The 25,158-nt window shown below is 43.6% G+C and carries 19 protein-coding genes and 5 pseudogenes; 12 read left to right on the forward strand and 12 right to left on the reverse strand.

From position 1 onward, the window contains the following. Positions 1 to 182 precede the first annotated feature (182 nt). The 7 genes and pseudogenes from F6K63_RS12930 to F6K63_RS12955 form a co-directional block, all read left to right on the forward strand. Positions 183 to 1,562, forward strand: a complete 1,380-nt coding sequence (locus tag F6K63_RS12930; RefSeq protein WP_287312316.1) for an RNA-guided endonuclease InsQ/TnpB family protein — start codon at positions 183 to 185, stop codon at positions 1,560 to 1,562. Between the two features lie 82 nt (positions 1,563 to 1,644). After that, entirely contained in the window at positions 1,645 to 3,123 is a 1,479-nt protein-coding gene (locus F6K63_RS12935) for a hypothetical protein (protein ID WP_287250281.1), read from the forward strand. Between the two features lie 1,224 nt (positions 3,124 to 4,347). Beyond that, a pseudogene (locus F6K63_RS37220) lies at positions 4,348 to 4,584 on the forward strand (CheR family methyltransferase); the annotation flags it as partial. A gap of 229 nt (positions 4,585 to 4,813) precedes the next feature. After that, positions 4,814 to 4,963, forward strand: a pseudogene (locus tag F6K63_RS12940) (IS4 family transposase); the annotation flags it as partial. 217 nt (positions 4,964 to 5,180) lie between these two features. Then, positions 5,181 to 5,491, forward strand: a pseudogene (locus tag F6K63_RS12945) (hypothetical protein); the annotation flags it as partial. Then, a pseudogene (locus tag F6K63_RS12950) lies at positions 5,467 to 6,003 on the forward strand (response regulator); the annotation flags it as partial. The pseudogenes F6K63_RS12945 and F6K63_RS12950, both read left to right, overlap by 25 nt. A gap of 97 nt (positions 6,004 to 6,100) precedes the next feature. Continuing rightward, positions 6,101 to 6,505: pseudogene (locus F6K63_RS12955) on the forward strand (response regulator); the annotation flags it as partial. Positions 6,506 to 6,621: 116 nt separating this feature from the next. On the opposite strand, the gene F6K63_RS12960 reads toward F6K63_RS12955, so the two are convergent. Beyond that, a complete protein-coding gene (locus F6K63_RS12960; RefSeq protein ID WP_044492317.1) occupies positions 6,622 to 7,359 on the reverse strand; it encodes an HAD family hydrolase in 738 nt (245 codons plus the stop codon). A gap of 161 nt (positions 7,360 to 7,520) precedes the next feature. After that, complete coding sequence (locus F6K63_RS12965) at positions 7,521 to 8,699, reverse strand: 30S ribosomal protein S1 (RefSeq protein ID WP_008180027.1); 1,179 nt, start codon at positions 8,697 to 8,699, stop codon at positions 7,521 to 7,523. Positions 8,700 to 9,407: 708 nt separating this feature from the next. Between F6K63_RS12965 and F6K63_RS12970 the strand changes: the two genes are divergently transcribed. The 3 genes from F6K63_RS12970 to F6K63_RS12980 all read left to right on the forward strand — a co-directional run bounded on the left by F6K63_RS12970 (position 9,408) and on the right by F6K63_RS12980 (position 11,679). After that, positions 9,408 to 10,541 carry a ferrochelatase gene (locus tag F6K63_RS12970; RefSeq protein ID WP_287296816.1) on the forward strand — a complete coding sequence of 378 codons (1,134 nt, stop codon included), beginning with the start codon at positions 9,408 to 9,410 and terminating at the stop codon, positions 10,539 to 10,541. A 231-nt stretch (positions 10,542 to 10,772) separates the two neighbouring features. Further along, a complete protein-coding gene (locus F6K63_RS12975; RefSeq protein ID WP_008180024.1) occupies positions 10,773 to 11,096 on the forward strand; it encodes a phasin family protein in 324 nt (107 codons plus the stop codon). 22 nt (positions 11,097 to 11,118) lie between these two features. Continuing rightward, the gene (locus F6K63_RS12980) at positions 11,119 to 11,679 is read left to right on the forward strand and encodes an FKBP-type peptidyl-prolyl cis-trans isomerase (protein WP_008180023.1); all 561 of its coding nucleotides are present in this window, start codon (positions 11,119 to 11,121) and stop codon (positions 11,677 to 11,679) included. Between the two features lie 488 nt (positions 11,680 to 12,167). Here the strand turns inward: F6K63_RS12980 and dnaB are convergent, their stop codons facing one another. From dnaB to gloB, 4 genes are all read right to left on the reverse strand, one after another. Continuing rightward, positions 12,168 to 13,514 (reverse strand): replicative DNA helicase, encoded by a 1,347-nt coding sequence (gene dnaB, locus F6K63_RS12985; RefSeq protein WP_287312317.1) that lies wholly within the window; start codon positions 13,512 to 13,514, stop codon positions 12,168 to 12,170. Positions 13,515 to 13,719: 205 nt separating this feature from the next. Next, positions 13,720 to 14,178, reverse strand: coding sequence for a 50S ribosomal protein L9 (gene rplI / locus F6K63_RS12990; protein WP_287312318.1), 459 nt, complete (start codon positions 14,176 to 14,178; stop codon positions 13,720 to 13,722). A gap of 214 nt (positions 14,179 to 14,392) precedes the next feature. Further along, the gene (locus F6K63_RS12995; protein WP_287312319.1) at positions 14,393 to 14,938 is read right to left on the reverse strand and encodes an EF-hand domain-containing protein; all 546 of its coding nucleotides are present in this window, start codon (positions 14,936 to 14,938) and stop codon (positions 14,393 to 14,395) included. A gap of 284 nt (positions 14,939 to 15,222) precedes the next feature. Continuing rightward, positions 15,223 to 15,996, reverse strand: a complete 774-nt coding sequence (gloB, locus tag F6K63_RS13000; RefSeq protein WP_287312320.1) for a hydroxyacylglutathione hydrolase — start codon at positions 15,994 to 15,996, stop codon at positions 15,223 to 15,225. A gap of 875 nt (positions 15,997 to 16,871) precedes the next feature. Here gloB and F6K63_RS13005 point away from each other — a divergent pair. Further along, positions 16,872 to 18,110, forward strand: a complete 1,239-nt coding sequence (locus F6K63_RS13005) for an HhoA/HhoB/HtrA family serine endopeptidase (RefSeq protein ID WP_287312321.1) — start codon at positions 16,872 to 16,874, stop codon at positions 18,108 to 18,110. Positions 18,111 to 18,254: 144 nt separating this feature from the next. Here the strand turns inward: F6K63_RS13005 and F6K63_RS13010 are convergent, their stop codons facing one another. From F6K63_RS13010 to F6K63_RS13025, 4 genes are all read right to left on the reverse strand, one after another. Next, a complete protein-coding gene (locus F6K63_RS13010; RefSeq protein ID WP_008180010.1) occupies positions 18,255 to 19,448 on the reverse strand; it encodes an FG-GAP repeat domain-containing protein in 1,194 nt (397 codons plus the stop codon). 292 nt (positions 19,449 to 19,740) lie between these two features. After that, on the reverse strand, positions 19,741 to 19,902 hold the full coding sequence (locus F6K63_RS13015) for a hypothetical protein (RefSeq protein ID WP_287312322.1): 162 nt from the start codon (positions 19,900 to 19,902) through the stop codon (positions 19,741 to 19,743). A gap of 854 nt (positions 19,903 to 20,756) precedes the next feature. Continuing rightward, positions 20,757 to 21,482, reverse strand: coding sequence for a glycoside hydrolase family 24 protein (locus F6K63_RS13020; protein WP_081431898.1), 726 nt, complete (start codon positions 21,480 to 21,482; stop codon positions 20,757 to 20,759). Positions 21,483 to 21,582: 100 nt separating this feature from the next. Continuing rightward, the gene (locus F6K63_RS13025; RefSeq protein ID WP_287251655.1) at positions 21,583 to 22,242 is read right to left on the reverse strand and encodes an NAD(P)H-binding protein; all 660 of its coding nucleotides are present in this window, start codon (positions 22,240 to 22,242) and stop codon (positions 21,583 to 21,585) included. Positions 22,243 to 22,754: 512 nt separating this feature from the next. Between F6K63_RS13025 and F6K63_RS13030 the strand changes: the two genes are divergently transcribed. Continuing rightward, complete coding sequence (locus F6K63_RS13030) at positions 22,755 to 23,477, forward strand: DUF1997 domain-containing protein (protein ID WP_287251656.1); 723 nt, start codon at positions 22,755 to 22,757, stop codon at positions 23,475 to 23,477. 172 nt (positions 23,478 to 23,649) lie between these two features. Here F6K63_RS13030 and F6K63_RS13035 read toward each other — a convergent pair whose 3' ends face one another. Then, positions 23,650 to 24,114 carry a DUF4079 domain-containing protein gene (locus F6K63_RS13035; RefSeq protein ID WP_008179999.1) on the reverse strand — a complete coding sequence of 155 codons (465 nt, stop codon included), beginning with the start codon at positions 24,112 to 24,114 and terminating at the stop codon, positions 23,650 to 23,652. A 216-nt stretch (positions 24,115 to 24,330) separates the two neighbouring features. After that, entirely contained in the window at positions 24,331 to 24,831 is a 501-nt protein-coding gene (locus F6K63_RS13040; protein WP_287251657.1) for a peptidoglycan-binding domain-containing protein, read from the reverse strand. Positions 24,832 to 25,158: the final 327 nt, after the last annotated feature.

Genomic DNA, 25,158 nt, shown 5'->3' on the forward strand with positions numbered 1-25,158 from the left:
CTTGTTTCCCTTCCCAAAAAGCTCGTGACCGCTATTATCAGAAGATTACCTTCTGCCTGATTCAGGAATTTGATGCCTGCGCCTAAATGTACTGCTAAATGTACAAAAAAAAGTGTCCGTCAGTCAGCACGACGGGTTTTAACCCGCCGTGTCTATAATAAAGGATAGGAGGAGATAGAAAGTTGTATAGAACAATTCCAGTTAAAGCGTCATTTACTGATGAAGATAAAGCTTTTTGGGTCTTTCAGTGTGAGCAAGCAAATAGCTTGATTAATTGTGCAATTTATTACACCAAACAAAAACACTACAGTTGGCTTGAACAGCAAGAAGAATCATTCACTACTTACTGGAAGGATGATGAGCTTAGGTATGGCTGGAAGACCTATAAGTGCAGTACAAAGTACCCAGAACTAGATAAAACTTTAAAGTTAACTCCCAATTACAAAGCAATGGCTGCCCAGTCGGCTCAACAGACCCTAAAGACAGTAGGTGAGTCCATTGCCAGTTACAACCAATTAGTAGGTCTTTATTACAAGGGCCAAGTTGACAGACCAAGACTGCTTAGGTACAGAAAGAAAGGGGGATTGGCTGCTGTAACTTTTCCCCGACAAGCACTCAACTACAAAAAAGGCTTGTTTTATCCGTCAATAAGCAAAGAAACTAAGCCTCATTTAATAACTGAAATCGCATTAGAACCACCAGATTTTATAGATCCGGACTGGGTGAAAGAAGTTACTGTTCGCCCGTATTTAGGAGAGCTATGGATTGATTGGGTGATCGACAACGGGAAAGAAGCGATTGCTAGCAACCCAAACCTTGACTACACTCAAGCCTGGAGCTTTGATCACGGTGGAACCAACTGGTTGACTGGAGTTTCAACCTGTGGGAAAAGCTTGATTATTGATGGTCGTAAGCTTAAGTCAATGAACCAAGGTTATTGTCGTCTGGTAGCCAAGTACAAACAGGGCAAGCCAGAGTTTTACTGGAATTCTAACCTTGACCGGGTACAACGGAAACGCAACAACCAAATCAGAGATGCGATCAATAAAGCAGCTAGGTTGATTATTAATCGCTGTTTGAATGATTGCATTGGGAATCTGGTAATTGGTTGGAACGAAGGGCAGAAGAATCGTTCCAATATGGGCAAGCGTGGTAATCAGAACTTCGCAGTTATCCCCACCGGAAGATTGATCGAACGGTTAAAACAACTTTGTTATGAGTACGGGATTAAATTAACAATTACCGAGGAAGCGTACACGAGTAAAGCGTCTTACCTTGACGACGACAGCCTCCCAAAACATGGTGAAAAACCCAAAGGATGGATACCGTCGGGCAAACGGGTTAAGCGTGGACTGTATAAAACTTCTGAAGGATGGCTGATCAATGCAGACTGTAACGGCGCTGCAAACATAGCCCGAAAAGTAGCCACACAGTTAGGTCTAAACCTGACCAAGGTGGGTAGGGGAGCTTTGGCACTCCCAAAGCGATATGATCTGTTCACCTCACTGAGTAAATCATATCGCACAAGAAGTGAAGTGGCACGGTTTCAACCCGCCACGTAACAACCTTGTAGAATCCCCGTTTTTTAAAGCGCGGAGATGTCAAATTAAGCTTTAGTACCAGATCAAAAATCGGAGGTCACACTTGACCAAGACAGGTATGATTAAACAGCTAAAATGCGCTCAACGCGCTCTAATTGCTTTAATACTCCCAATTTTAATATTTCTATCGGCTCCACCAGCCCTTGCCCAACCTGATCTCACCATCACCCCTAAAAGTATGACTGTGGCAGGTACCAGGGGTTCTAGCACAAGCCGCAGCTTACTCTTGCGCACGACAAACGCCGTCAAGGATTTACAAATCATTTCCCTAGACCTCAATACTCAGGATGGCCAAGAAATTTTCCCCGCCAAATTGATTCAGCCTACTTTACCAGACGAGGAGATTGAGGCCAATAGTCTACTATCTATCCCGATCCAGTTTCAATTAGACGATGCCCCCAAAAGTGGAGAATTTAGTGGTGAATTACTGATTAAGTTCTCAGAAACTGAACTAAGCGTACCATTAACAGTCCGAATTAAAGACCCCTTTCCCATACCTCTGGGAATCATATCCATTGGGGTGATATTGAGCATAGCTGTGTCCAGCTACCGTAGCCGAGGGAAACTACGGGACAAAATTCTGGTGCGGGTTGGTCAATTGCGTATCCAACTGCGCAGTGACCCCCAGTTAGCTGAAACATCACTCACCGATCAATTCAACTCAATACCAAATCCCTTCAAGACCCGAATTGAAGGCCATCTGCTAGATGTCGAGATGGCTTTGCAGGGGGAACGTTGGAACGATGGTAATCAGGCAATTACCCAAGCTGAGTCAGTGTGGCTGAAATGGCGCAAAGGTCGTGAGGACTGGCTAGCACTCCTGAACTATGGTCAGACCCTGGAAGAAAAAATACCCGCCACTCCGGATATTGACCCCCCTTATCTACAGTCAGTACGCCGTAATTTGCAACTGGCAATCCGAGAGGCACCTGACCAAAATCCTCAAGACTTGTATCAGCAGTTAGATGACTTGGCAAAACAGATTAATAAATACCTGCAACTGGATGCTAAACTCAGGGACTTGGACAACCTGCTGGTAGAAACTACCATATCAACACAAGAGTTACAGAGTTGGCAACGTCAGCAAAAGAATTTGCGCAATAAGTTGAATAATCTCGAACCTACGGATAAAAAAGCTGGTCAGGAGTTGAATGGTCAAATCGAAAAAGCGATCACTCTACTAGCCAAACAAATACCAGCTAACTCTACTAAGTTAGGCTTCCTCATCACCCAACCTGAATTATTGCAGAAAGCACCAGGGATCGATACACCACGGATAGTTATCCAAGAGCCAAGACTAGCAGAGTTTCGCCTCTGGATTTTCTCTGCGATCAGTTATGCGATCGCAATTGTCCTGCTTGCTGGTAGTGGCTTCATTGAGCTATACACCTATAAATCCACCTTTGGCGCTAACCTCTGGGGTGACTATGGCGTCCTCCTGGCTTGGGGGTTTGGTGCCGAAGCCAGTCGGGATGCCATTACAAAAGTCGTGGCAAATTTGGACTTACCAGGATTGAACTAATCACTCGATCAGGTTGAAGGTTAGCAGGTTGAAGGTTAGCAGGTTGCAGGTTGAAGGTTAGCTGGTTAGCTGGTTGCAGGTTACAGGTTGAAGGTTGAAGGTTGAAGGTTATTTGGTTGAAGGTTAGCTGGTTATTTGGTTGAAGGTTAGCTGGTTATTTGGTTGAAGGTTAGCTGGTTAGCTGGTTAGCTGGTTAAAAATTATCTTCTGAACCTTCAACCTTGGCCAATAGGCACGCGCGTCGCGTTCAACCTTCAAGCTAACAACCTTCAACCTGCTAACCTTGGCCAATAGGCACGCGCGTCGCGTTCAACCTTCAACCTGCTAACCTTGGCCAATAGGCACGCGCGTCGCGTTCAACCTTCAACCTGCTAACCTTGGCCAATAGGCACGCGCGTCGCGTTCAACCTTCAACCTGCTAACTTGCTAACCTTCAGCCGAATAACCTACAACCCCCAAAGGCGAACAACCGAACATAAGGAATTAAATTAATAGGTACCAATATAGCAATCCTTTATGATTCGTGAAATATATTCGGCGAAGCTATCGCTATAACCCTTGCCCAGTAAGGATTTACGATTTTGCATATTTTACAAATGATTTAGGATTGCTATAGGTTTTTAAATTAGTGTTACTTGGGCAGATTGACTGGGAACTATATAACTGTAACCACATTGGATTTGTCAGTCAATCGGGATTAACGTGTCAAACACAGAATCTTTAAGTGTTGAGCTAAAACAAGCTTTTCTTCGATTAATTGCCCAGCAGACAGGATTAGTTATTAAAGAAGCAGACCAAGACAATTTAATTTAAACCATCCTTGTGAGAATGAAATTTATCAAATTTGGTTCACCATAAAGTTACTCTAAACTCTTATATAAGACTATATAAAGTAATATATAATGGCAAAAATTAGTTGCCATGATGACTAATAATTAAAGTTACTTTTGGCGAGATATAGCAGAAGTCAGAAGTCAGAAGTCAGAAGTTAAACTCTTGCCATACTGTAGTTTGAGACTTTTGTCATGTCATAATTACCCTGGCGACTGCTATAAATGTCATTTTAAAACCTGACAAAATCACATTATTCCAGATATAATTAAACGACAAAATAACCACAAAATAATTCAGATTTGTATTGCAGGATGTTCAACTGGATAATAACCCTATTCTATTGCTATTTTATTCCATAAAATACTTCCTGAATTATAAAAATGGAAGGTTAAAATTTTTGGGATAGACATTAATAACTATGCCTTAGAAACCGCAAGAAAAGGAATTTACAGTTCTTGGTCATTTAGAAGTATTAATCCAGACATAAAGCGTGACTATTTTGGGCTCATTAACAATTCCTATCACATCGATAATCGTATCCAAAAAATGGTCACGTTTAAAACGGTTAATTTAGTCAAAGATTCCTGGGGGGGCGACAAGCGGCCTGTAACCCTTGATAGATATTAAATTGAGCGAATTATGGTAAAAAAAGATAGGTCAGAAATTGTCAAGACGACCAATAAGATTGAAAATGCTACCATAATTATATCAAAAACATCTAAAAAATCTCCTTTCCGAATCTCAATTATTATTCCTTAACCTTGTAGTAATTATTAGACAAGACACCAAAAATGTTAAACTTGAAAAAATCGCAGAGTCATGTCTTGGTGCAGTCGCAAACAAACCATGAGCGACTGCATCAAGACAACGTTTTAATATTGAACAAATGTTCCGAGATTATAAGAGCGGTGGATATAATATGTCAGGCAGCAATGTGGTTGGAAAACGCTTTATTTCTTTAGTTGTTATAATATCTTTCGCTTATCTGATTTCCACAATACAAGGATAAATAATTAATAAAAGCGATGCAGCGCGGTCTTGGGGGTTCCCCCCGGAGACGAAACCTTAGACAGGCTCGCCTTTATGGTTGTTAGGCTATGCAGAAAAGGGTTAAAACTTGAGGCGCGACCCCGTAATTTAATTCGCCATAGGAAAGCGCGCCTCCATTGATTAAGGCGAGCCTGTCTTACGGTAACTTCAAACCATGAGCGACTGCATCAAGACAAGGAGTTCATAAATATGTGGCTAGAGTCAAACAATATGGGCGTTCAACTAAAAGACATAGCGGTGCGACCCAAGGCCGGGGAACCCGGCCTAGGAGGCGCGCACCGTCCAGTTTTTATATTGGACTATATGCTCAAAATTGGATTAATTTTATGGATAAATGTTGGTAATTAGTTGATGATTTGATGCGCTTAAGTCGTCATAAGCTCAATAATTATTTACGAGGTATGAGAGCTAGGTCGCTTATACAGTCTACTTTTTAGCTCTCATGTCGCCCCCCCCAGGATCAAACCTCAAAGTAAGTTATTAAAGCGGGTGCGTAATGTCAGTGGAGCAACTATTATCGGTACAGGGGAAGTTTGTATGATTCTTAACCCTCCAGATTTGCTCACATCATTACAATCCTATCAGTCAAACACATCCACAGTCTCAACCAAACTAAGGCAAATCGTTAAAAGGACGCCAGTAATTCTCCTAGTAGATGACTCGATTACCGTTCGCACCCAAGAAAAACGGATACTAGAAAGGGCTGGGTATGAAGTAGTGACAGCTGTAGATGGATTAGATGGCTATAACAAACTAAACAGCCGTTACTTTGATGCCGTAATATCTGATGTGGAAATGCCAAATCTAGACTGATTTTCCCTAACTGCCATAATTCGTCAGCATCAAGAGTATAACGAATTACCAATAATTTTGGTAACATCTTTGGCTTCCGATGAACATAATAAAAAAGGGATGGAAGCGGGGGCTAATGCCTATATAACAAAAGGAAAATTTAATCAAGATTTTCTCATCGAAACGTTGCAAATACTTGTGTGATAGTTAATATACAAGGTTAATATTTAAGTTTAAATTGTGAAGCTTTAAGGTTAAATTGGTAATTAAAAATGAAAAATTTAAAATTATTAAATAATCAATGACTATTCGAGTTTTATTAGTTGAAGATTCACCGATTGCTCTAGTAGTACTGAAAAGGATTCTGAATTCATCAGAGCAAATTGAAGTGGTGGGAGAAGCTGGAACTGGTTTAGAAGCTTTGAACTTAATTCCCAAAGTTCAACCAGATGTCATTTGTACAGACCTCCATATGCCCCAGATGAATGGTCTGGAGTTGACATCTGAAGTTATGGCGCTCTATCCTAGACCGATTCTGGTGATTAGTGTTTCGGTGCAGCAAGAGGATACTGATCAGATTTTTCAGCTTTTAGATGCAGGAGCAGTGGATATTTTTCCTAAGCCGTCGGCAGGAATGACAACGGATAATCAGTTGCTCCAGCAGGAGTTGATCAATAAGATTAAAATTCTGTCTGGGGTCAAGGTCAAACAGGTTTTACCAATTGGTGCGATCGCACCAAGGCTGCGGGAGTTGTGCTTATTGAAACTTGAAAATTGAAAATAACACTTCTCTCACCCCTTGCCGATTCAATATAGTTGACTTTAAATAATTTCAATCTCATCCAGGCTCGCGATCGCTAGATCAGCTCCCTCTAAATGGGAAGCTTCTGGCTTGCCCCAGCAAATACCAATGCAACCCGCTGCACCAGCACGCTTTGCCATCTCAATATCACCGGCTGAATCTCCTACCATTAGGGCGGAAGCAGGTTTTACCTCTAAAGATTGGCACCCTTGTAGGAACAACCTGGGATCAGGCTTACTGATTTCAGAATCCACACCCTGCTGTAATTGGATATAGGGGTCTAGCTGGTGTCGATGGACAAAGGCTTGTACGCCAGCCGTAGAGTCTGCCGATAGAATACCCAGCTTTAAACCAGCTTCCGAGAGGAATTTAAGGACTTCGAGGCTACCGGCAAACATTGGGGAAGTTCCAGCCGCATTTTGCAAGTACTTCTCGGCTTCAACAAAGGCACTCCCAGCGATTTCCAATGACTCTAGCCAACCCCGACCAGTCTCAGCAATATAAGCCGCAGCAGCAATTTCATTTTCCCGACGACTACCCACTGCCATTAACCCGGTAGGGTCAAGGGTGTCATCTTGGACACCAAAGGCCATCAGGAGGGGTTCTCCAATACCAGGAATTTGGGCATCGATTAAACGCGATCGCTTATAGGCTAGTTCTCTTAAATAAACTTGTGAATCCTCTAAGGTACCGTCTTTATCAAATATGACTGCTTCAATATTGGGGAAAGTCACCTTCCCACAACGAATGGTTACCAAGGGTTTATGCCGCTGTTTATTGTAATCAACTTCATTCTACTAGCTAGTTGATCAAGATTCGCACCTGCCAAGTTCTTTGCTCTTGTTCCGGAACACAGCCATAAACACAAATTAGCCATTAGCCTCAGCTAACGGCTAATTCTTGTTACCGCACCTGGTTGTTACTCGTCGATGGCAGCTGCTACAAACTCTCCCTCTGGCACTGGGTCTTCTTGAGGCTCTTGGGACTCTTGGGGCTCTTGGATCTGTTGAGGCTCTTGAGGCTCTTGAGGCTCTTGAACCTGTTGAGGCTCTTGAGGCTCTTGGGGCTCTTGAACCTGTTGAGGCTCTTGAGGCTCTTGGGGCTCTTGGACTTGTTGAGGCTCTTGGGGCTCTTGGGACTCTTGGGGCTCTTGGGTTTCAACCGCTTCTGGAGTCATACTTTCTGGAGTTATACCTTGCTTTTGTGCTAGCATCTTCTCCCGGTACTTCTGAGCCATTTCTTCTGCCTTCTCGAATACCACTTCCCGGTTGTTAATCATATCTCCCGGTTCTGGCTCTAACTGCTTTGTTGACAGAGAAATCCGACCTCGGTCAGCATCCAAGTCAATGATCATCACTTTCAGTTCATCATTGACATTAAACACACTATGAGGCGTATCGATATGATCATGGGAAATTTCGGAAATGTGCAGCAATCCGCTGACCCCGCCAATATCAATGAATGCACCGTAAGGTTTGATTCCTCGTACTGAGCCAATCACCACCTCTCCGACTTCTAGGCGGTTCATCTTGCGCTCAACTAGCGCACGACGGTGGGATAGTACCAGACGATTACGGTCTTCATCTACCTCCAGAAATTTTAGGGGCAGTTCTTGGGCCACCAAATCTTCCTTGGCTGCCCGAGTGCTAATATGAGAACCAGGAATAAAACCGCGCAACCCTTCAATACGTACCAACGCTCCACCACGGTTAGTGGCGAATACCAGAGAACGCACCGTAGCATCCTCTGCTTGTAGTTGGCGCACTCGCTCCCAGGCTCGCATATACTCAATGCGACGGATAGAGAGAGTCAACTGTCCATCTTCATTTTCATCGGTCAGGATGAAAAATTCCCGTGTTTCGTTGGATTGTAAAACCTCATCAGGATTATCAACTCGATTTATTGACATTTCCTGAATCGGAATATAGGCGGCGGTTTTCGCACCAATGTCAATCAGAGCGCCCCTCGGCTCTAGACTGAATACCGTACCCGGAACTATATCCCCTGGGCTAAAATGATAATCATACTTATCCAGAAGGGCAGCAAAATCTTCGTGAGTGAATCCTATATCTGTAGTTTTTGTTTTCTGACTGAGCATGTGCGTTGTTTGTCCTAGTTTGATTTGGTTTTAATGACTATGCCTCCTGTTGATGTACAAGCACGTCAGCATTGTGCTGCTTACACCGACATTGCGTTGTCCTACTTGTGACATCTCCCACACCTGTTGGGGATCGGGGGTAGGTGTGGGCTTCTCGCCAACCCCAGCTATCGCCATTTCCTTACGAAAACCGATCCGCATTCGGGTACTCGACAAGCTTTACTATTGACGGGATGCCCCACCGCCAAGTTTCTGATTTTATCTGATTTTAATTGCTCTATTCCAATCAGGCTTTTGCTCCACTGTCAATAACCAAGGGCATTTTCGGCTTTGGTTATCAAATAGACATAAATTCACCCCAATTTATGTCCATTATAATTTATTAGACAAAACCTGAACTGAGCTTTCCTTCGAAAAATACCCCACTCCCTTCGCCCAAAGGACGACGCTTGCGCGTTTGGTAGAGGCTAGTGGGCTAATCTCGAACTGATCAGCTCATTTAATAAGATTTAATTAAGACCAGACATCCTATTATAACCTAATCGAGATTTTGTTATTAGTATCTTTACCGAACTTTCCAGGCTATTGTGGTATGTCCTATATCCCCCCATGGGGGATGTTAGCCTAATAAATGCCAGGGGTACATTCTGCACCCAAGACAAAGCAGGGATACCCCAGGAATAGACGTTTAGCCAGTAGGAATACCAAGTGGTTGCCACTCCAGAAAAATCTCAATCAGTAAAACCTTCCCCAACCCATGGTCACGAACGAGTTGCGGTTTTACTCATGGGTTATGGAGAAGTCGAAAGCTACGAAGACTTCGCCAACTACAACGAACAAGCCTTAAACTTGCTTACCGCCAAATTTGCCCCAGTCCCCAACTGGATCTATCCACCCTTAGCCAAAATTTTGGCAATGTTTGACTTCCACGAGTGGGGGCACCAGCATGACAACTTTATTTCACCCCACAACAAGATTTTTGAACAGCAACGGGCAGGTATTGAAAAACACCTGCAAGCTAAATGGGGCGATCAGGTCAAGGTATTCAAAGCCTTTAACTTCTGCGCTCCCTTTCTGCCAGAACAAGTCCTCTGTGAAATTAAGGAGCAAGGGTTCCAAAAACTGCTGATCTATCCCCTGCTAGTGGTGGATTCCATCTTTACTAGCGGCATTGCGGTGGAACAGGTCAATAAAGCCCTAGGGAAATTAGAGGATGGAGATCAACACTGGGTTCAGGGATTGCGTTACATCCCGTCTTTCTATAACGAACCAGAGTACATTAATCTAACTGCTCGATTGGTGGAAGAGAAAATTACTACCGATTTAGCTCAAGCCTATCTCCCCTCCCAAATTGGCATTGTCCTGATGAACCATGGCTGTCCCCACGAAGCTAAAGGATTTGTGTCTGGGATTGACGAAAGTCAGGCATTGTATGAGGCAGTAAGGGAAAAGTTGATGTATAAGTATCCCCTAATCTCTGTGGGCTGGCTTAACCACCAAACTCCCTTAATTAAGTGGACTCAGCCTCACGCGGAGTTAGCAGCCCAGAACCTGATTAACTTAGGGGCTAAGGCGATTGTGTTTATGCCTATTGGCTTTGCCACAGAGAATCACGAAACCCTCTTAGATGTGCATCACATTGTCCACGGTCTAAAACGTCGTAACTCAGAGGTTACCTACCTAGAGATGCCCTGTGTTAATGATCATCCAGAATTCTTAGAGATGGCAGCGGAGTGGGCTAATCCTCAAATTGAGGTACTTGTATCAGAAAATGCTCTATCTATCAATCCCCAGTTGGCAGCTGTGCAGGCATCACAGCACCATCATCACCATCACCACTGATTCACCAGAGCATTTTATTAGGTTGCTTGATACATAGCACCTTCTTGCACCTCCTCCGTTCTCCTCCCGCTGTTCTCCCTCTTCTCCTGTTCTAGGAAAGATGTCACAGAATAGAACTGTAGGCTGGGAATCAATGAAACTTCTCCAATCATAGGAAAGCCTAGTTGATCCCAGCCCCATCAAGTGCCGAGTGACAGGATAACAGGATAACAGGATAACAGGATAACAATTATGGATAATAACGACTGGCTCAAGCAGTTATTGTTGGTTGGGGTTGGCACAACCTCAATGGTTGCCGAAAAACTGCGAGAGGTAAGTGATGAATGGGTCAAAGATGGTAAAATAAACTCCGACCAAGCCACCGCTTTTGTGGATGATCTGATGAATCAGATCAAGTCAGAGCAGGGTAACTTTGAGAGCAACATGGAACGGCAGTTGCGCAATATGTTGCAGGATTTAGGGGTTCCTCGCCAATCAGAAATGGATGAATTGCGAGGTCGTATTGACCGTCTGGAGCGTCAGGTGCGGGATTTAGAAAATAAGCTCTGGCGTTGATAATCAATTAGGAGGACAGACTTTGAAACAAATTCTGATCAGCATAGGCGTTATAGTAGCCTTTGGGTTGCTTTTGGTTGTGGCTCAAGTAGGTATGGGTAAAAAATCTACCACTGCTGGAGAAATTACCAACACTCAGCCGGAAGTAGTGACAACAGCTAACAGTGCTAACCCAGATGTTAATGATAAACGAGATATAGCTATGGATTCTAGTTCAGAAAGCGAAACCAATACTGAGGCTGAGACGGTTACAACACCGTCGGGCTTGAAGTACATCGACGTGGTTGAGGGTGAGGGAGCAATGCCTGAGAAGGGACAGACGGTAGTGGTTCACTACACTGGTACGCTGGAGGATGGCAGCAAGTTTGATAGTTCTCGCGATCGCAATCGTCCTTTTTCCTTCAAAATCGGTGTAGGACAGGTTATTAAAGGCTGGGATGAAGGGGTTGGTTCTATGAAGGTTGGTGGTCGTCGTGAGCTGATCATTCCCCCAGAATTAGGTTATGGTACCCGTGGTGCCGGTGGGGTGATTCCGCCTAATGCTACGCTGAATTTTGATGTGGAATTGTTGAAAATTAACTAGTAAATTAGCAATAAATTAGCTAATTCAGCGATGAACTGAATACTTGCTCCCAGTTGGTGAATTCTCGCTGATTGGGAGTTTTAGTAAACAGAATAACACTAGAAATAGCATCGCCTTTTTGTTACAAAATATTAATAAAACCTGGGTACAAAACTAAAGTTCAGAACTCAATCATTCGATTAAATAGTATTTGATTAAATCTATGTCCTGTAAATAACGTTAGATAAAATAAAGTTAATTTTTGACCTATAATAATTCCAAAATAACCCTCAGTGTAAGCATTCAGCCGTGAGCTTTGGCTCACGCTACGCGAACAGCGGTCAGCAGTCAGCTTTTCATAACTCAGATTAAACTTTTGCTTACTTGTTTGATTCAAAAGTTCCGTAGCTTCCTAATCGCCCATAAGCACATCAAGTAGCACCTCAATTAGCGCATTAGCTGATGGCTGATGGCTGATAGCTGAATGCTTACGCCTCAGTTGTGGTAGGTTACACTCTTTGATTTGCCATATTCAGGAACTTGGTTAACCCAGGTTTAAAGATAAGTTTCACCGTTCCTGTCGGACCATTACGATTTTTAACAATGATGACTTCTGCCGTATCTCCATCGGGTGAATCTGGATTATAATAGGAATCTCTATAAAGCATCATGATTAAATCCGAGTCCTGCTCAATGGAACCCGATTCTCTCAAATCCGACATCATTGGTCGTTTGTTGGTGCGAGACTCCACAGCTCGACTTAACTGAGACAGAGCAACCACTGGGACTTTCAGTTCCCGAGCTAATCCTTTGAGAGAGCGAGTAATCCGAGACAACTCCTGAACTCGATTTTCACTACCACTGCCTTCCATTAACTGTAAGTAATCGATTAAAATTAATCCCAACTGGCTCCCTTGGGCTGCTTGAAGACGACGAGCATGCGATCGCATTTGCATCACAGTCTGGTTAGCGGTATCATCAATATAAATAGGCAACTCTGATAACACACCGATTGCTTCGCTCAAGGGTGCCCACTGATTTTGAGCAATGCGCCCAGCTCTCAAAAAGTTACTGTCAATTTTCGCTTCACTAGCTAACAACCGCTGCACTAGTTGTTCTCTTGACATTTCCAAGCTAAAAATCGCCACTGGCATTTTTTCAGCTACGTTACGAGCAATTCCTAACGCTAAGCTAGTTTTTCCCATGGATGGTCTACCAGCAATGATAATTAAGTCAGACGGACTTAACCCCCCAATTTGGGCATCCAAATCATAGAAGTCTGATGGAATACCAGGCAAATCAATACCCTGATTCCGATTTTCTATATCTTGGAAGGTCTGGACTAGGGTTTCAGAAATCGCGATTAGACCTTGCTGAGGACGCAATTGGGTGAGGCTGAAAATTTTCTGTTCCGCTTGGTCAAGGACTGTTTCCAATTCCAAGGATGTCTCATAACCCAACTTAAAAATCTCATTACCGGCTTCGATTAGCTGACGGCGCAGATACTTGTCCATCACTAACTTAGCGAACCTGTCAATATTGACCGCTGAAACCGTTTGTTCAACTAGCTGAGCTAACTTAGCTTGACCCCCAACTTTCTCTAATAAGTCATTGTCATAAAGCCAGGTAGTAACACTCATCAAATCCGTGGGTTTACCCTGGCTATAAAGTAATAAAGCAGCTTCGTAAATGGTTTGGTGAATCCGGACGTAGAAAGCTTTGGAATTAAGGAAATCAGCAATTCGACCCATGGCTTCCGGGTCTAATAAAATGCCTCCGATAATAGACTCTTCGGCATCAATATTTTGGGGTGGTATAGAGTTCCCAAACGCTGAAAAATCTTGTTTTTGAGTCATAGCAAACTAGTCTATTAAAGTTCAGGGTAAAGGTCAGCTAATGCGCTACGCGCACTAAGACAATCTGAACAAATTAAGCACCTAAGGTGCGCTTTCCGTGATGGCGAGGGATTGCTCGCCATCACGGGTCGCACCTGTTGTTTAATTGACAGTTGACAGGATGATACAGTCAAGTGTCAACAAACTAAACAAACTATTAATTAACTTATTTGGGAACAACATGAATTTCTACAGTAGCTGTAACTTCTGGATGAAGCTTAATTTCTGCATTATAGAAACCAAGTTGACTAATCTCAGGTAGGGTAATACCTCGGCGGTCTATTTCTTTGCCCGTAGACTCTTGGATTGCATCTGCCAAGTCTTGGCTAGTAACAGTACCGAAGATAGCATTATCTTCACCCAACTGCTTCGAGATAGTAAAGCGGTTAATAGTTTGTAGAGCAGTCTTCATCGACTCAGCTTGTTGCTTGATTTCGAGGATACGCTGCCGTTCTTGCTCTCTGCGCCGCTCAACTTGCTTGAGAACACCAGAGGTGGCCCTAACTGCAATTCCTTGGGGAATGAGATAATTGCGAGCATAGCCCGGAGCTACCTCTACCAGATCACCGTCTTTTCCAAGTTTGTGAACGTCTTTGCTTAAAACGACTTGTACACGTTTTGCCATAGTGTTTAGTTTCGATTATAGTTTAGAGTGAAGGATAATGCTTCGACAAACATTCCATATTACGACAATTTGTAAGCGATCGCAACTTAGTGCTGATTGCGGATTGCTGAGTGCTGAGTGCTGAGGGCTGAATACTGAGGGCTCGGTGTCAATTAAAACACTTACTAAACCATTTCGGGGATGACATATCCCCCAATAGGCATGCGCTAAATCATCAGTAGGAACCAAAAATCCAGTTTCCCGCAGCGTCTGGATCCTGACTGTAATAGAATTCGGTAACTAGATCTAATATCTCTTGTTTGTCAATGTAACCATCATTGTTCTGATCGAAGCGTCCAAAAATTTCTTCAATTTGACTGTCGTCAATACCGTAAGCCTGAAAAAACTGTCGGTATTCTTCGAGAGTAACTTTATCGTCTTTATCAGAATCCAATAGGTAAATAATCCCTGCCGCTTTAGCCTTGACTACTGCTTCATTCCCGTCAGTATCACTCAGTACATTTTCGTGATAAGTCAACCATTCATCCAAGGTGACTTGCTGGTCTTGATTCTGGTCGGTAAATTTCTGCACGCCATTCCAAATCCTCATGTAAATAGCAAGAAGATTGTCATAATCTGACGAGCCCGGTGTCCAACCCCTGATCGCAGCAAGGTTATCAGTAATACGTTCAAAATCGGCTTGGGTTAAAACACCGTTTGTTTGCTGATCGTACAGGTTAAACAACCTGGTCAATTTTCTCTGCTGCAATTCGCTAAGCATGGGTTTTTTCTATTGGTAAATTGGATTAACTAAATTTTTTAACTCAACCTTGATTATAGTCCAACAAATCAAGGGACATATTCTCAAGGAAATATGTCCCTTGATCAAGGCTTTATCGTAAGCATTCAGCCGTCAGCCGTGAGCTAAAAGCTCACGCTACTTGAGGTGCCTTCAGCTGACGTAAAAGAGATTAAACCAATGCTTACTTGTTTTATTCAAAAGCTGAGAGTTGAGAGCTGATAGCTGATAGCTGAGAGCTGATAGCTGACGCTTTATCAATAATCTTAGAATCGGTCTTTCATCCCCCGTAACCGTGCAAATGTCTTAACGGGTTCTTTTGCCTGAACAGCAGACTGTAGGGCAGGCTCTTCCCAACGTAAAAATGGATTGGTGTGCTTTTCAACCCCTAACTGGGAGGGTACCGTTGCCTGTTTACGATGACGCGCCTCTTGGACTTGGGCAAATCTCCCTTGTAAGTCCGGGTTTTCACCATCGACACTCAGGGCAAATTGGAGATTTTTTAAGGTGTACTCATGAGCACACCATACTCGTGTATTATCTGGTAAATCCCGTAGCTTGCTCAGGGATTCTACCATTTGGCTTGCTGTTCCTTCAAATAGTCTGCCACAACCCCCCGCAAATAGGGTGTCGCCACAGAAGAGTTCACCGGTTTCACCAGAGACTACTGGGGGAAAGTAGTAGGCAATATGTCCTCTGGTGTGTCCAGGAACGAACAAGACTTCACCAAGGCGATCACCAAACTCGACGCGATCGCATTCTTCTAAAAACACCTGTTGACCAGGAATCCGACCCCGGTCTTCAGCTCCCCCATATACACAGACATCTGGAAACTGCTGGATCAACTGTCGATTTCCCCCCACATGATCCATGTGATGGTGAGTGTTGAAAATAGCCACTAAGTCCGCATCCATTTCTTTCAGACACTGTATCACCGGTTTAGCCTCGGCTGGATCAACAACAGCAGCAATATTCTGCTTGGGGTCGTGTAATAAGAAGATATAGTTGTCAGAAAGGGCTGGAAGTCGATGAATCTGCATAATAATAGTTTAACACCATCTGTTTAATTTACATGTGTTTAATTTACATGTGTTTAATTTACATGTGTTTAACTTACACTTTATAGTTTTTATTTTTTGAGCAACAACAGATGCTAGGTATATTATACCTTACCTACTAAATTTTTAGTATTATGGATTGCTTGAGCAATTTACAAACTATTTTTAACCCTTATTCAACCTACTATTCAATAGTGAAATGTTGGTAAAAATCCAACAACTTTCGTTTACATGCTCCGAATTTTAATGCTCCGAAGTTACCCTTGACCACAATTCCTAGGTAATCAGTAATCGGTAATCAGTAATAGTTTCAGTAATAGTTAGCGAATCACCAATCACCCATTATCCATTACCAAATCACGCTAAGGTAGCATTTCTGACACTATTTCATCTTAGAACTGTATGGATGTTCGGTTAACCCATCACATATTGGTAGTATTGTCAACCTCCATTACTAGGGGAATGCGCTAGACTAATGATCATATTGGATAGGGAGTATTTATCCCTCGTTGCGCCTATCCTATAGCCCCCAAAGCGAAGCGTGGCTTCCCTTGCCAATTGTATTGCCAATTGTATTCAGCTCCCGACCCTCAATAATTTTAATCTAAGTTAAACACTGCTCTGACATAAAATTAACAGAAGATGTCTAGATTAAATTATAGGACTTACGCAGAAACCCGGTTATTGAAGGTAATTACACCAATTTCAGCCTTTGATTGATAACGATCAACCTGGTTTTAAGAATCTTGGTGCGTAAATCCTGAATTAATCAAAGCCCAGTCATTCAGGAACTGATTCAAAACCAATATCAAGCCCACTGCCTCCCAGTCGATCTACCCTTTTGTCAACAGAATCTTATGCTAGTAGACCATCAAACCCCCAAATCTAATCACACCAGCCGTAATCCGTTAAAAAAGGCAGGAACTTATGCGTCACTGTTGTTACTGGGAGCAGGGTTAGGCTTTTCCGGCGGTTATGTAGCATTACGTAACTCTCTTCCCGAATCCACATCCCCTGAAGCAATTGTCCCTCAGAACAAAACAGCTAGGCTCCCAGGCAGTAAACCTGTGGTGACTCAAAATCCCAACTTTATCACCAATGTGGTAGAACAAGTTGGACCAGCAGTGGTGCGGATTAACGCTTCTAGAACCGTCACCAGTAGAGTCCCAGATACTTTTAGAAACCCGATGTTCCGGGAATTTTTTAGGTTACCATTTCCCGATGTACCCCAAGAGCGAGTTGAACAGGGTACCGGTTCAGGTTTCATTATCGATACCGATGGTTATATTCTCACCAATGCCCATGTAGTCGATAGTGCGGATACTGTTAATGTAATCCTCAAGGATGGTCGCCAATTTAAAGGGACGGTAGTGGGAAGCGATCCCTTGACAGATGTAGCCGTGATCCAGATTGAGGCAGAAAACTTACCTACCGTTGCTCTCGGTGATTCTGATCAACTCACCCCAGGAGAATGGGCGATCGCAATTGGTAATCCCCTTGGTTTAGATAGTACTGTAACCACTGGCATCATTAGTGCTACCGGTCGTTCTAGCTCTCAAGTCGGTGTTCCCGATAAGCGAGTGGAATTTATCCAAACCGATGCTGCCATTAACCCCGGTAATTCTGGCGGACCCCTGCTCAATGCCTCCGGTGAAGTGATTGGCATGAACACAGCCATTATTCGGGGTGCTCAAGGATTAGGATTTGCCGTTCCCATTAATACGGTGGAAGGAATTGCTGAGCAACTGATTGTTGAGGGTAAAGTAGAACATCCTTACTTGGGCATCCAGATGGTAACCTTAACCCCAGAAGTTAAACAACAGATCAACAGTAATCCCAATGCTGGATTGATGGTTGATGAAGAAAAAGGGGTATTGATTGCCAAAGTAATAGCTAATTCCCCAGCTGCCAAAGCAGGATTGCGTGCGGGTGATGTGATCCGCAAAATCAATGATCAGCCGGTCAAAGATGCAACAGAAGTTCAGAAGTCTGTGGCTAAAACGAAAGTAGGCAGTGATTTAATCCTAGAGTTGCGCCGCAATCAACGAGATACTAAATTGACCGTGCGACCTGGTGCTTTTCCCACTGGTAAGTAGTAGTTAAGTAGTAGTTGAAACGATTAATATCAAGTTCAGTTAATCCCTTTAATTATCGGGCTTTGAATCACATTAGCATTCAGCTGTCTGCTGAATGCTAATTGCTTATTGAATCACTAATGAATAATTAACCAGACTGGCATATTAAACATAGCTTTGCCACTCGTCCCCTGTTAAGGACTCGGTGGCAACTGCCTGCTGTAGCCCCGTTTCATTCATTAGCCAGATCCCATTTTGTCCGTCAGAGCCATTACGCAACAGGATATCGTCAAAACCATTATCGTCAAAGTCCATAGTACCACGAATTTCCCAATCACCGCTGATTGGTGCTGAGTCAATGAACACTGACTCTACATACTCAGTACCATCCATCCGCCAGTAGTAGATCTCTTGGTTTTGAGTATTGCGCCACAGAATATCCGCGTCACCATCATTATCTAAATCTCCAGCACCTTGCATCTCCCATAGACCGTCTTCTGGTAGCAGCAAATTCTCACCATTACTCTGCCTGGTAATCAACACTCCCTGATCCAGCTCCGTGCCATTCATCAACCAAACCGCATTTTCTCCGGTATTGGTATTACGCCAGAGAATATCTTCTTCTCCATCACTGTCGAAATCTCCCGTGCCACGGATTTCCCAGTTGAGGTCTGATACCTGGGTGCTAGATGCTCCGCTTTTGAACTCAAAGCCTTCCATTAACCAGAAGCCAACATCTCCGGTATCGGTATTACGCCAGATAATATCCTTTTGCTCATCGCCGTCAAAGTCTCCAGCACCACGCATCTCCCAGGGACTGTCAGCTGGTTCCGATTGAATCGGATTTGACTGATCCAAGTTGGTGCCATCCATGATCCAGGCACGATTGTCTCCAGTCTCGGAATTACGCCAAAAAATATCCGCAGAAGGGACATTGAGTGCATTGAATTCAATGAAGTCAATTCGGGTAAATTCGTCGCCATCAGAAGTACCGTTAATTGTGATCAGGTCTCCATTTTCGATGAATATGCTATTGCTAATCTGTTGATTGACGAAAGCAGCAGCATTAGCGGCAATACCAGCACCATCAGGGGGGTCATTGAGAGTTAAGGTTGGCAATTCGGTATCGCCAATAGTGATATCTATGGTGCTATCCCCATCAGTCTCATCAAAGTAGCCCAGCCTTACTTCGTAGTTACCAGTAGCTAGGTCAAAGGTTCTGGTAGCAGTACCAGAGGGGAAACTAGTATCACTTCCAGCGTCAAATAGGCTGATGACTGAATTACCCTCAGCATCGCTATTATTAGCAATTACAAAATTCGTTAGATTGGGAAAGCTTTCAGCTTGAATTTTTACCATAATTTTTCTTTACTTAAAAATAATACTCTGTCGCTTTTGACTAGTTATACTGGTTGACTGACAAAAGTCAGGATAATCTTACCTAGTCTGCTTTTCAGTCTTTACTAGGGATTCACCATCATAAGGTTACCCATTCAATCTTTCATGACTTTATCCTTTGCTCAGGATAATTTTGTCAGTCAATCAGCTTGTTTCTATGATGGGAGGCTTAGTTATGGTTCAACAGTACCCTTAAGGGTACTTTTTGATAATTTATTACGTCAAAAAATATTCTATATAGCAATTATCATAGCTATGAGGTACACAATTTCGGGATTTTAGGGAATAGGGAATAGGGAATAGGGAATAGGGAATAGGGAACAGCGGATCTGGGAATAGGGAATAGGGAATAGGGAATAGGGAATAGGGAATAGGGAATAGGGAATAGGGAATAGGGAATAGCGATGCGCTGCATCAAGAGGTGCGACCCGTGGCGAATTTAATAATTAGATGCGGAAAGCGCACCTAACAGGGAATCAACGTCAAAGAAGACTGTACATCATAATTGCGAGGAACGCTATAAATAGGAATGTAAATAATTTAAATTCAATAATTTAGCTATGTATAAATAATCGAGATATAGCGGTTTTAAATGGGGTGAAGTACATAATTTTTGGAAACAGGCAACAGGCAACAGGCAACAGGCAACAGAGAATAGGGGTAAGCATTCAGCCGTCAGCTATCAGCTATCAGCGTGTCGCGTATCAGCTTATGGGCTACAGATGGTGCTATAGCAGAAGTCAGAAGTCCTTTGTCAGAAGTCCTTTGTCAGAAGTCAAACTCTTGCGCTTCTTGATGCAGTCGCTCATGGGGGAAACCCCCAAGACCGTAATGGTGCGCTTTCCGTTGGCGAATTAAATTCGCCACGGGTCGCACCTCTGCATCGCTTACAAAGGGTGTGAGACTAATGTCGATGTCCTAACTGCCCTGGCGACTGCTATACTTGAGGTGATGCGCGAATAAGCGATGCAGCAAGGGAACAGGGGATTTCCCCCACTCGCGCTTGGGATCTTGACAACAGGTAACCATTTGTTTAATCTGAGTTACGGAAAGCACCTCAAGCAGCTTGAGCCTTGGCCGTTGGCCACGCTACTTGAGGTGCTCACGGCTGACGGCTGATAGCTGAATGCTTACGAATAGGGAATAGCGATGCATCGCTACCTCCTACTCCCTAAAATCCAGGACGAAAGTACCTCACCAAATTAATAAATGCTATAAAATGCTATAAAATTGCATTTGTCCTGCAAGCCTGCAAGTATGCATCAATGATTAGCGGTTTAGTTCTTCCTCAATCATCCGTTCATAAACCTTTGGCAAGTGCTTACTCATGCTATTCGTTTCTATGCCATAACCTAGACTTGTCCAAGTACCGGACAACCGCCGCAAAACTTTATCTAAATTTCCTTGCCGCAATTCTTTGGGAATATCCATCCCCCAGGCTCTACTATCCTTGAGCCAATCGTGAACCACAGCATCCTGGAAGTGTGCCTCAAAGCTATACTGCTTCCAAAACAAAAAGCCTGAGGGTCTGGGGTGATAGCTTTGTGCCTTTGCTTTCCAGGTGATATCAAGGAACTGATACCGTCCCGCCGCTGTGCTACATTTTCCAACATTAGGACCAGCGACTATGGGAACACATATTTCAGGATGACGCCTTAAATCAGAAACGTGTTGACCCCCATAGATAATCGTGTAGGGTTGGGGGTCATTAGCTTCACTAGCGGTGATAGTACGCATTAGGGCGCGAATGTAAGGATCTCCCCCCCTCATCACTAAGGGAGGGGTGCCGTGAATACTGGTAGGATAATCAGATAGCGTACGCTCAACCGGGTAGTAAGCCCATCTATTAAAAACATGTCTGAGATAAATCCCCAATAATAAGCTCACTATCGCTAAGGCTGAAATATTGTAAAATAAGCCTTTGAGTGTAAATTTATAGGAAGTATTTGGAAATCCTCTTAACTTTCCGTACTTCTGCCGGGGTGATGAAGACACTCAGTTGACTAATCCTTACTAGTGTTAATAGTGTGAACTTAATAGTGTTCACAAAATGCGATTGACGGAACGTCACGCTACGCGAACGCTCAACACTCCCTCAACCTACGTCAGCAAATAGCTGTTCCCAGCTGTGATCGGGAGCTTCTGCTGAGCTAACCACTTCTACTATTTTATTCCGAGCTTCCGGTTCCGACAGCGCCTCAACACAAACTTCTGCTACTTTGGTGCGAGGTATGCTACCTTCAAATAGAGTATCTGCGCCAGACATGACCATCGGCTCTGAGTTGTCTTCGTTTCTGAGACCACCTGGTCGCACAATAGTGTAAGTCAAGCCACTTTTTTGGATATATTCCTCTGCTTGCTTCTTCCAGACCAGAATCAGCCAGAATAGGTTGAGGGGATGAAAAAACTGGGACACACAGAGGGAAGAAACCAATACAAAGTGTTCTACCCCTTTTTCCTTAGCACCATCTACTAAATTTTTAGTCCCTTCGTAATCCACCTTGTAGGGTGCGGTTGGGTCAAAGCTAGGGCGAGCCTCACTGGCGCACAGCACTACAGTACTATCTGCGATCGCGGCACGGATACTCTCGGGTTTGAGCACATCCCCCACCACTAATTCTGCTGCTGGTGGTAATGTTTCTTGAGCGTACTCTAGATTTCGCACTAAAGCCCGTACAGGAATATCACGCAAAACGAGTTCCTGTACAATCCGCTTTCCTGTTTCTCCTGTTGCTCCAGCTACACATGCTTTCATAGCAATTTCCGTACAATTCACCTAGTAGCTTAGCTAGTTTACCAGTTATTCTGAGTGAAAATTAAACTAGGCCATTCAATCGAGAATTATTGGATTTTGTCTTGATGCAATAGCGAGTGGGGGAAACCACGGCAGTCGCTCATGGGGGAGACCCCCAAGACCGCGCTGCCTCCCCAAGACCGCGCTGCATCGCTTCCGTAAACCCCAACCTCTCGGTTGTATAAGTTTCATGGTCATGTGTTCTTCGCTTTCTCGGTCGATCTAATTAAAACCTGCTATAGTCAGTGATCTAATAACTGATCTAATAACTGATCTCGCATCACCAGAAACCCAGCTAGATCAGTCCCCCAAACTTTACACTTGTTTACATAGCTCAACTTGTTTGTGTCCGACTCCTGATTAACTCAGCCAGAGGAGTAGGATAAGCAAGAGCGACCCATGGACATTTCTCAACTAGGCTCTCAACTAGTTTCTGAACTAGTCACAAGGCAATCAAATGAAGAGGATGATGTATGCGATCGCATTTTATTAACCATCAGTCAATTGAGGCAAAACAGGTGGATTTGAATACTCCTGCTATAAAGGCCGACACTGACCCTATTGTTCCATCAGCGTCTTACTCAGGTAGTGAGCCGACTCGGTTTCAGTGTCATTTTCAAGACTGTATGGAGATGTATGCTTCAGCTGAGCAAGTAAGTGCCTATCTAAATACTCACCAGGATTGGTTTTGTCGCTGCGCTCATCCGATGAAAGTAGAACTGCTCACAGACAATGGCTATATTTTGACCATTGGTAGCTTTGGCGCATTTGGCTATAAGGTTGAACCAAAAATCGGTTTGGAATTGCTACCTCAAGACGAAAATTCCTATCAGATTCGGACAATCCCCATCCCGAATCACGTCAGTCCAGGCTATGAGCTTGATTTCCAGGCATCTCAGAGCTTAGTAGAAGTACCAGCAAGGGAATATTTTCAAGAGCATCAGCTGGAATCGCAGTCCATACCATCAGCGATAACCCGCGTGGAGTGGCATCTTGACCTCAGTGTTGACATGTGGTTTCCCAAGGCAATTCGGAAACTACCTCAGTCCTTGATTCAACGCACAGGCAACGGAATTTTGCAGCAAGTTGTCCGTCAAGTTTCCCGGCGTTTAACCCACAAGGTGCAGGAAGACTTTCATAACAGTAATGGTCTACCTATACCGAAGCAATCACAGCAGCGGCAAAATCTACGGTAATATTTACTCTAAGGGTTGATAGATCAGCTATCAGCTATCAGCCCAATGCTTAGAGCTTAGCTTGGACACCTAAACTAAAAGCAACGAAAAGCTAAGTTTAAGTTTGCATATTTAAACTCTACAACCATCCTAGGGCGGGTACAATACCACGCCCCTAGGTAAATCAAATCATCTACGGATTGCTAAGAATCTTCTGAACAATTTGCATACCGGTGATGGCTTGCCAGCTGAATAGTCCCAAGAGTGCAACATTCAGGACGATGTGACTATAGCGAGCCCAAGCTTGACCTTTCTGCATTAATGGTGTTAGAGAGGCAGAGGTAGCAATAATTCCGGTCATGCCTAAACCAGCCAGCAAATGGGGTCCAAAAAACAACTTGCCATTGTTAATGTAGGTTACTGCCATACCTCCGATTGTACCCAGTACCATCATTGCTAGCAACGCTGAACCCACAAGATGGTGCTTAACATTATATTGACCCTTAACTAGCGCTTTCTTTTCGTCACCTTCCGCCGTTCTAGTCTTTTGGATTTTCAAACCCAGATAAAGAGCATAGAAGGCTGCCGCTAGCAGCACCCACATCAGTAAGGGGTGGAAGAATTGAGACCAAAATTTAACAGACTCTGGCAGGTTCATAATGTTATGTCAATTTTCAGGAGCTTCATGAAAATTAACATAACATAGTTGCCGTTATTAATTCTAATGTGCTATGTACTAAGTTGAACAAGATGGTAGTATAGCTGCTCACTCCCTCACCAGTTCAAAGGATAATATCTTTGATTGATTGCAACTTGGTATCAATCCTTGAGGACAGGACTAACGCACTAAGAGAAATCGCCTAATAGACATCGCCTAATAGACATAGCGAGGCATATCGCTCAAGGCGTTCCAGGTGTGTTCACTAACTACACCATTGCCTAGCAAACCCCTGTCGAGTTGGAAGCGTTGCACTGCTTCGAGTGTCAGGGAAGCGAAGATGCCATCAATCTTACCGGTATAGTAGTCACTAATCCAAAGTACTTCTTGGACTGTTTTGACAGCCTCACCAAAACTACCAGGACGTAGAATCGGCATATTGACCGGAGCACCACCCAGAAGAGCTTGCCAGGTCTTTTGGTCTACAATACCAGTTGCTCTGAGAAATACCTTTTGCTGGTAGCCTTGCACAGCATATTCAATCTCTGTGTCAAAGATACCATCTAATGGACCAAAGTAATATCCCCGGTGAGCCAAGATACTTTGTAATTCTACCACATAAAGACCAATGAACCCTAGATAAAGGGTGTGCTTTCTGAGCCAAGCAGTGACACAAGCACTGGTCTGGGAGGTTTCCAAATTAATCAAAGCTGTCATGCTAGATTTCCCTGATGAAATTTTTCCTGGCATTCTTCATAATCAAATATCTGAGGTTGATCTGGGGTGATTTAAGTTTTAATAAGTTGTTAACCTTCTGCCAGTAAAGCGTGATTTGAATCACGTTAACTATGTTGACTGTTGACTGTTGACTGTTGACTGTTGACTGTTGACTGTTGATCTTAGGGATGCACAGCCAAGGCTTGCATGCAGTAGTTAACATAAAACGTTCCATGTAGTTACCCCACGTTACGTTTATTTCTATCGACCCTAGAGGTTTCAAAATTTCTAGTTAATACCAAGTAGCATTGAGCGTTAGCACCCTCT

This window comes from Moorena sp. SIO1G6, from assembly GCF_010672795.1.
GTDB classification, from domain to species: Bacteria; Cyanobacteriota; Cyanobacteriia; order Cyanobacteriales; family Coleofasciculaceae; genus Moorena; species Moorena producens.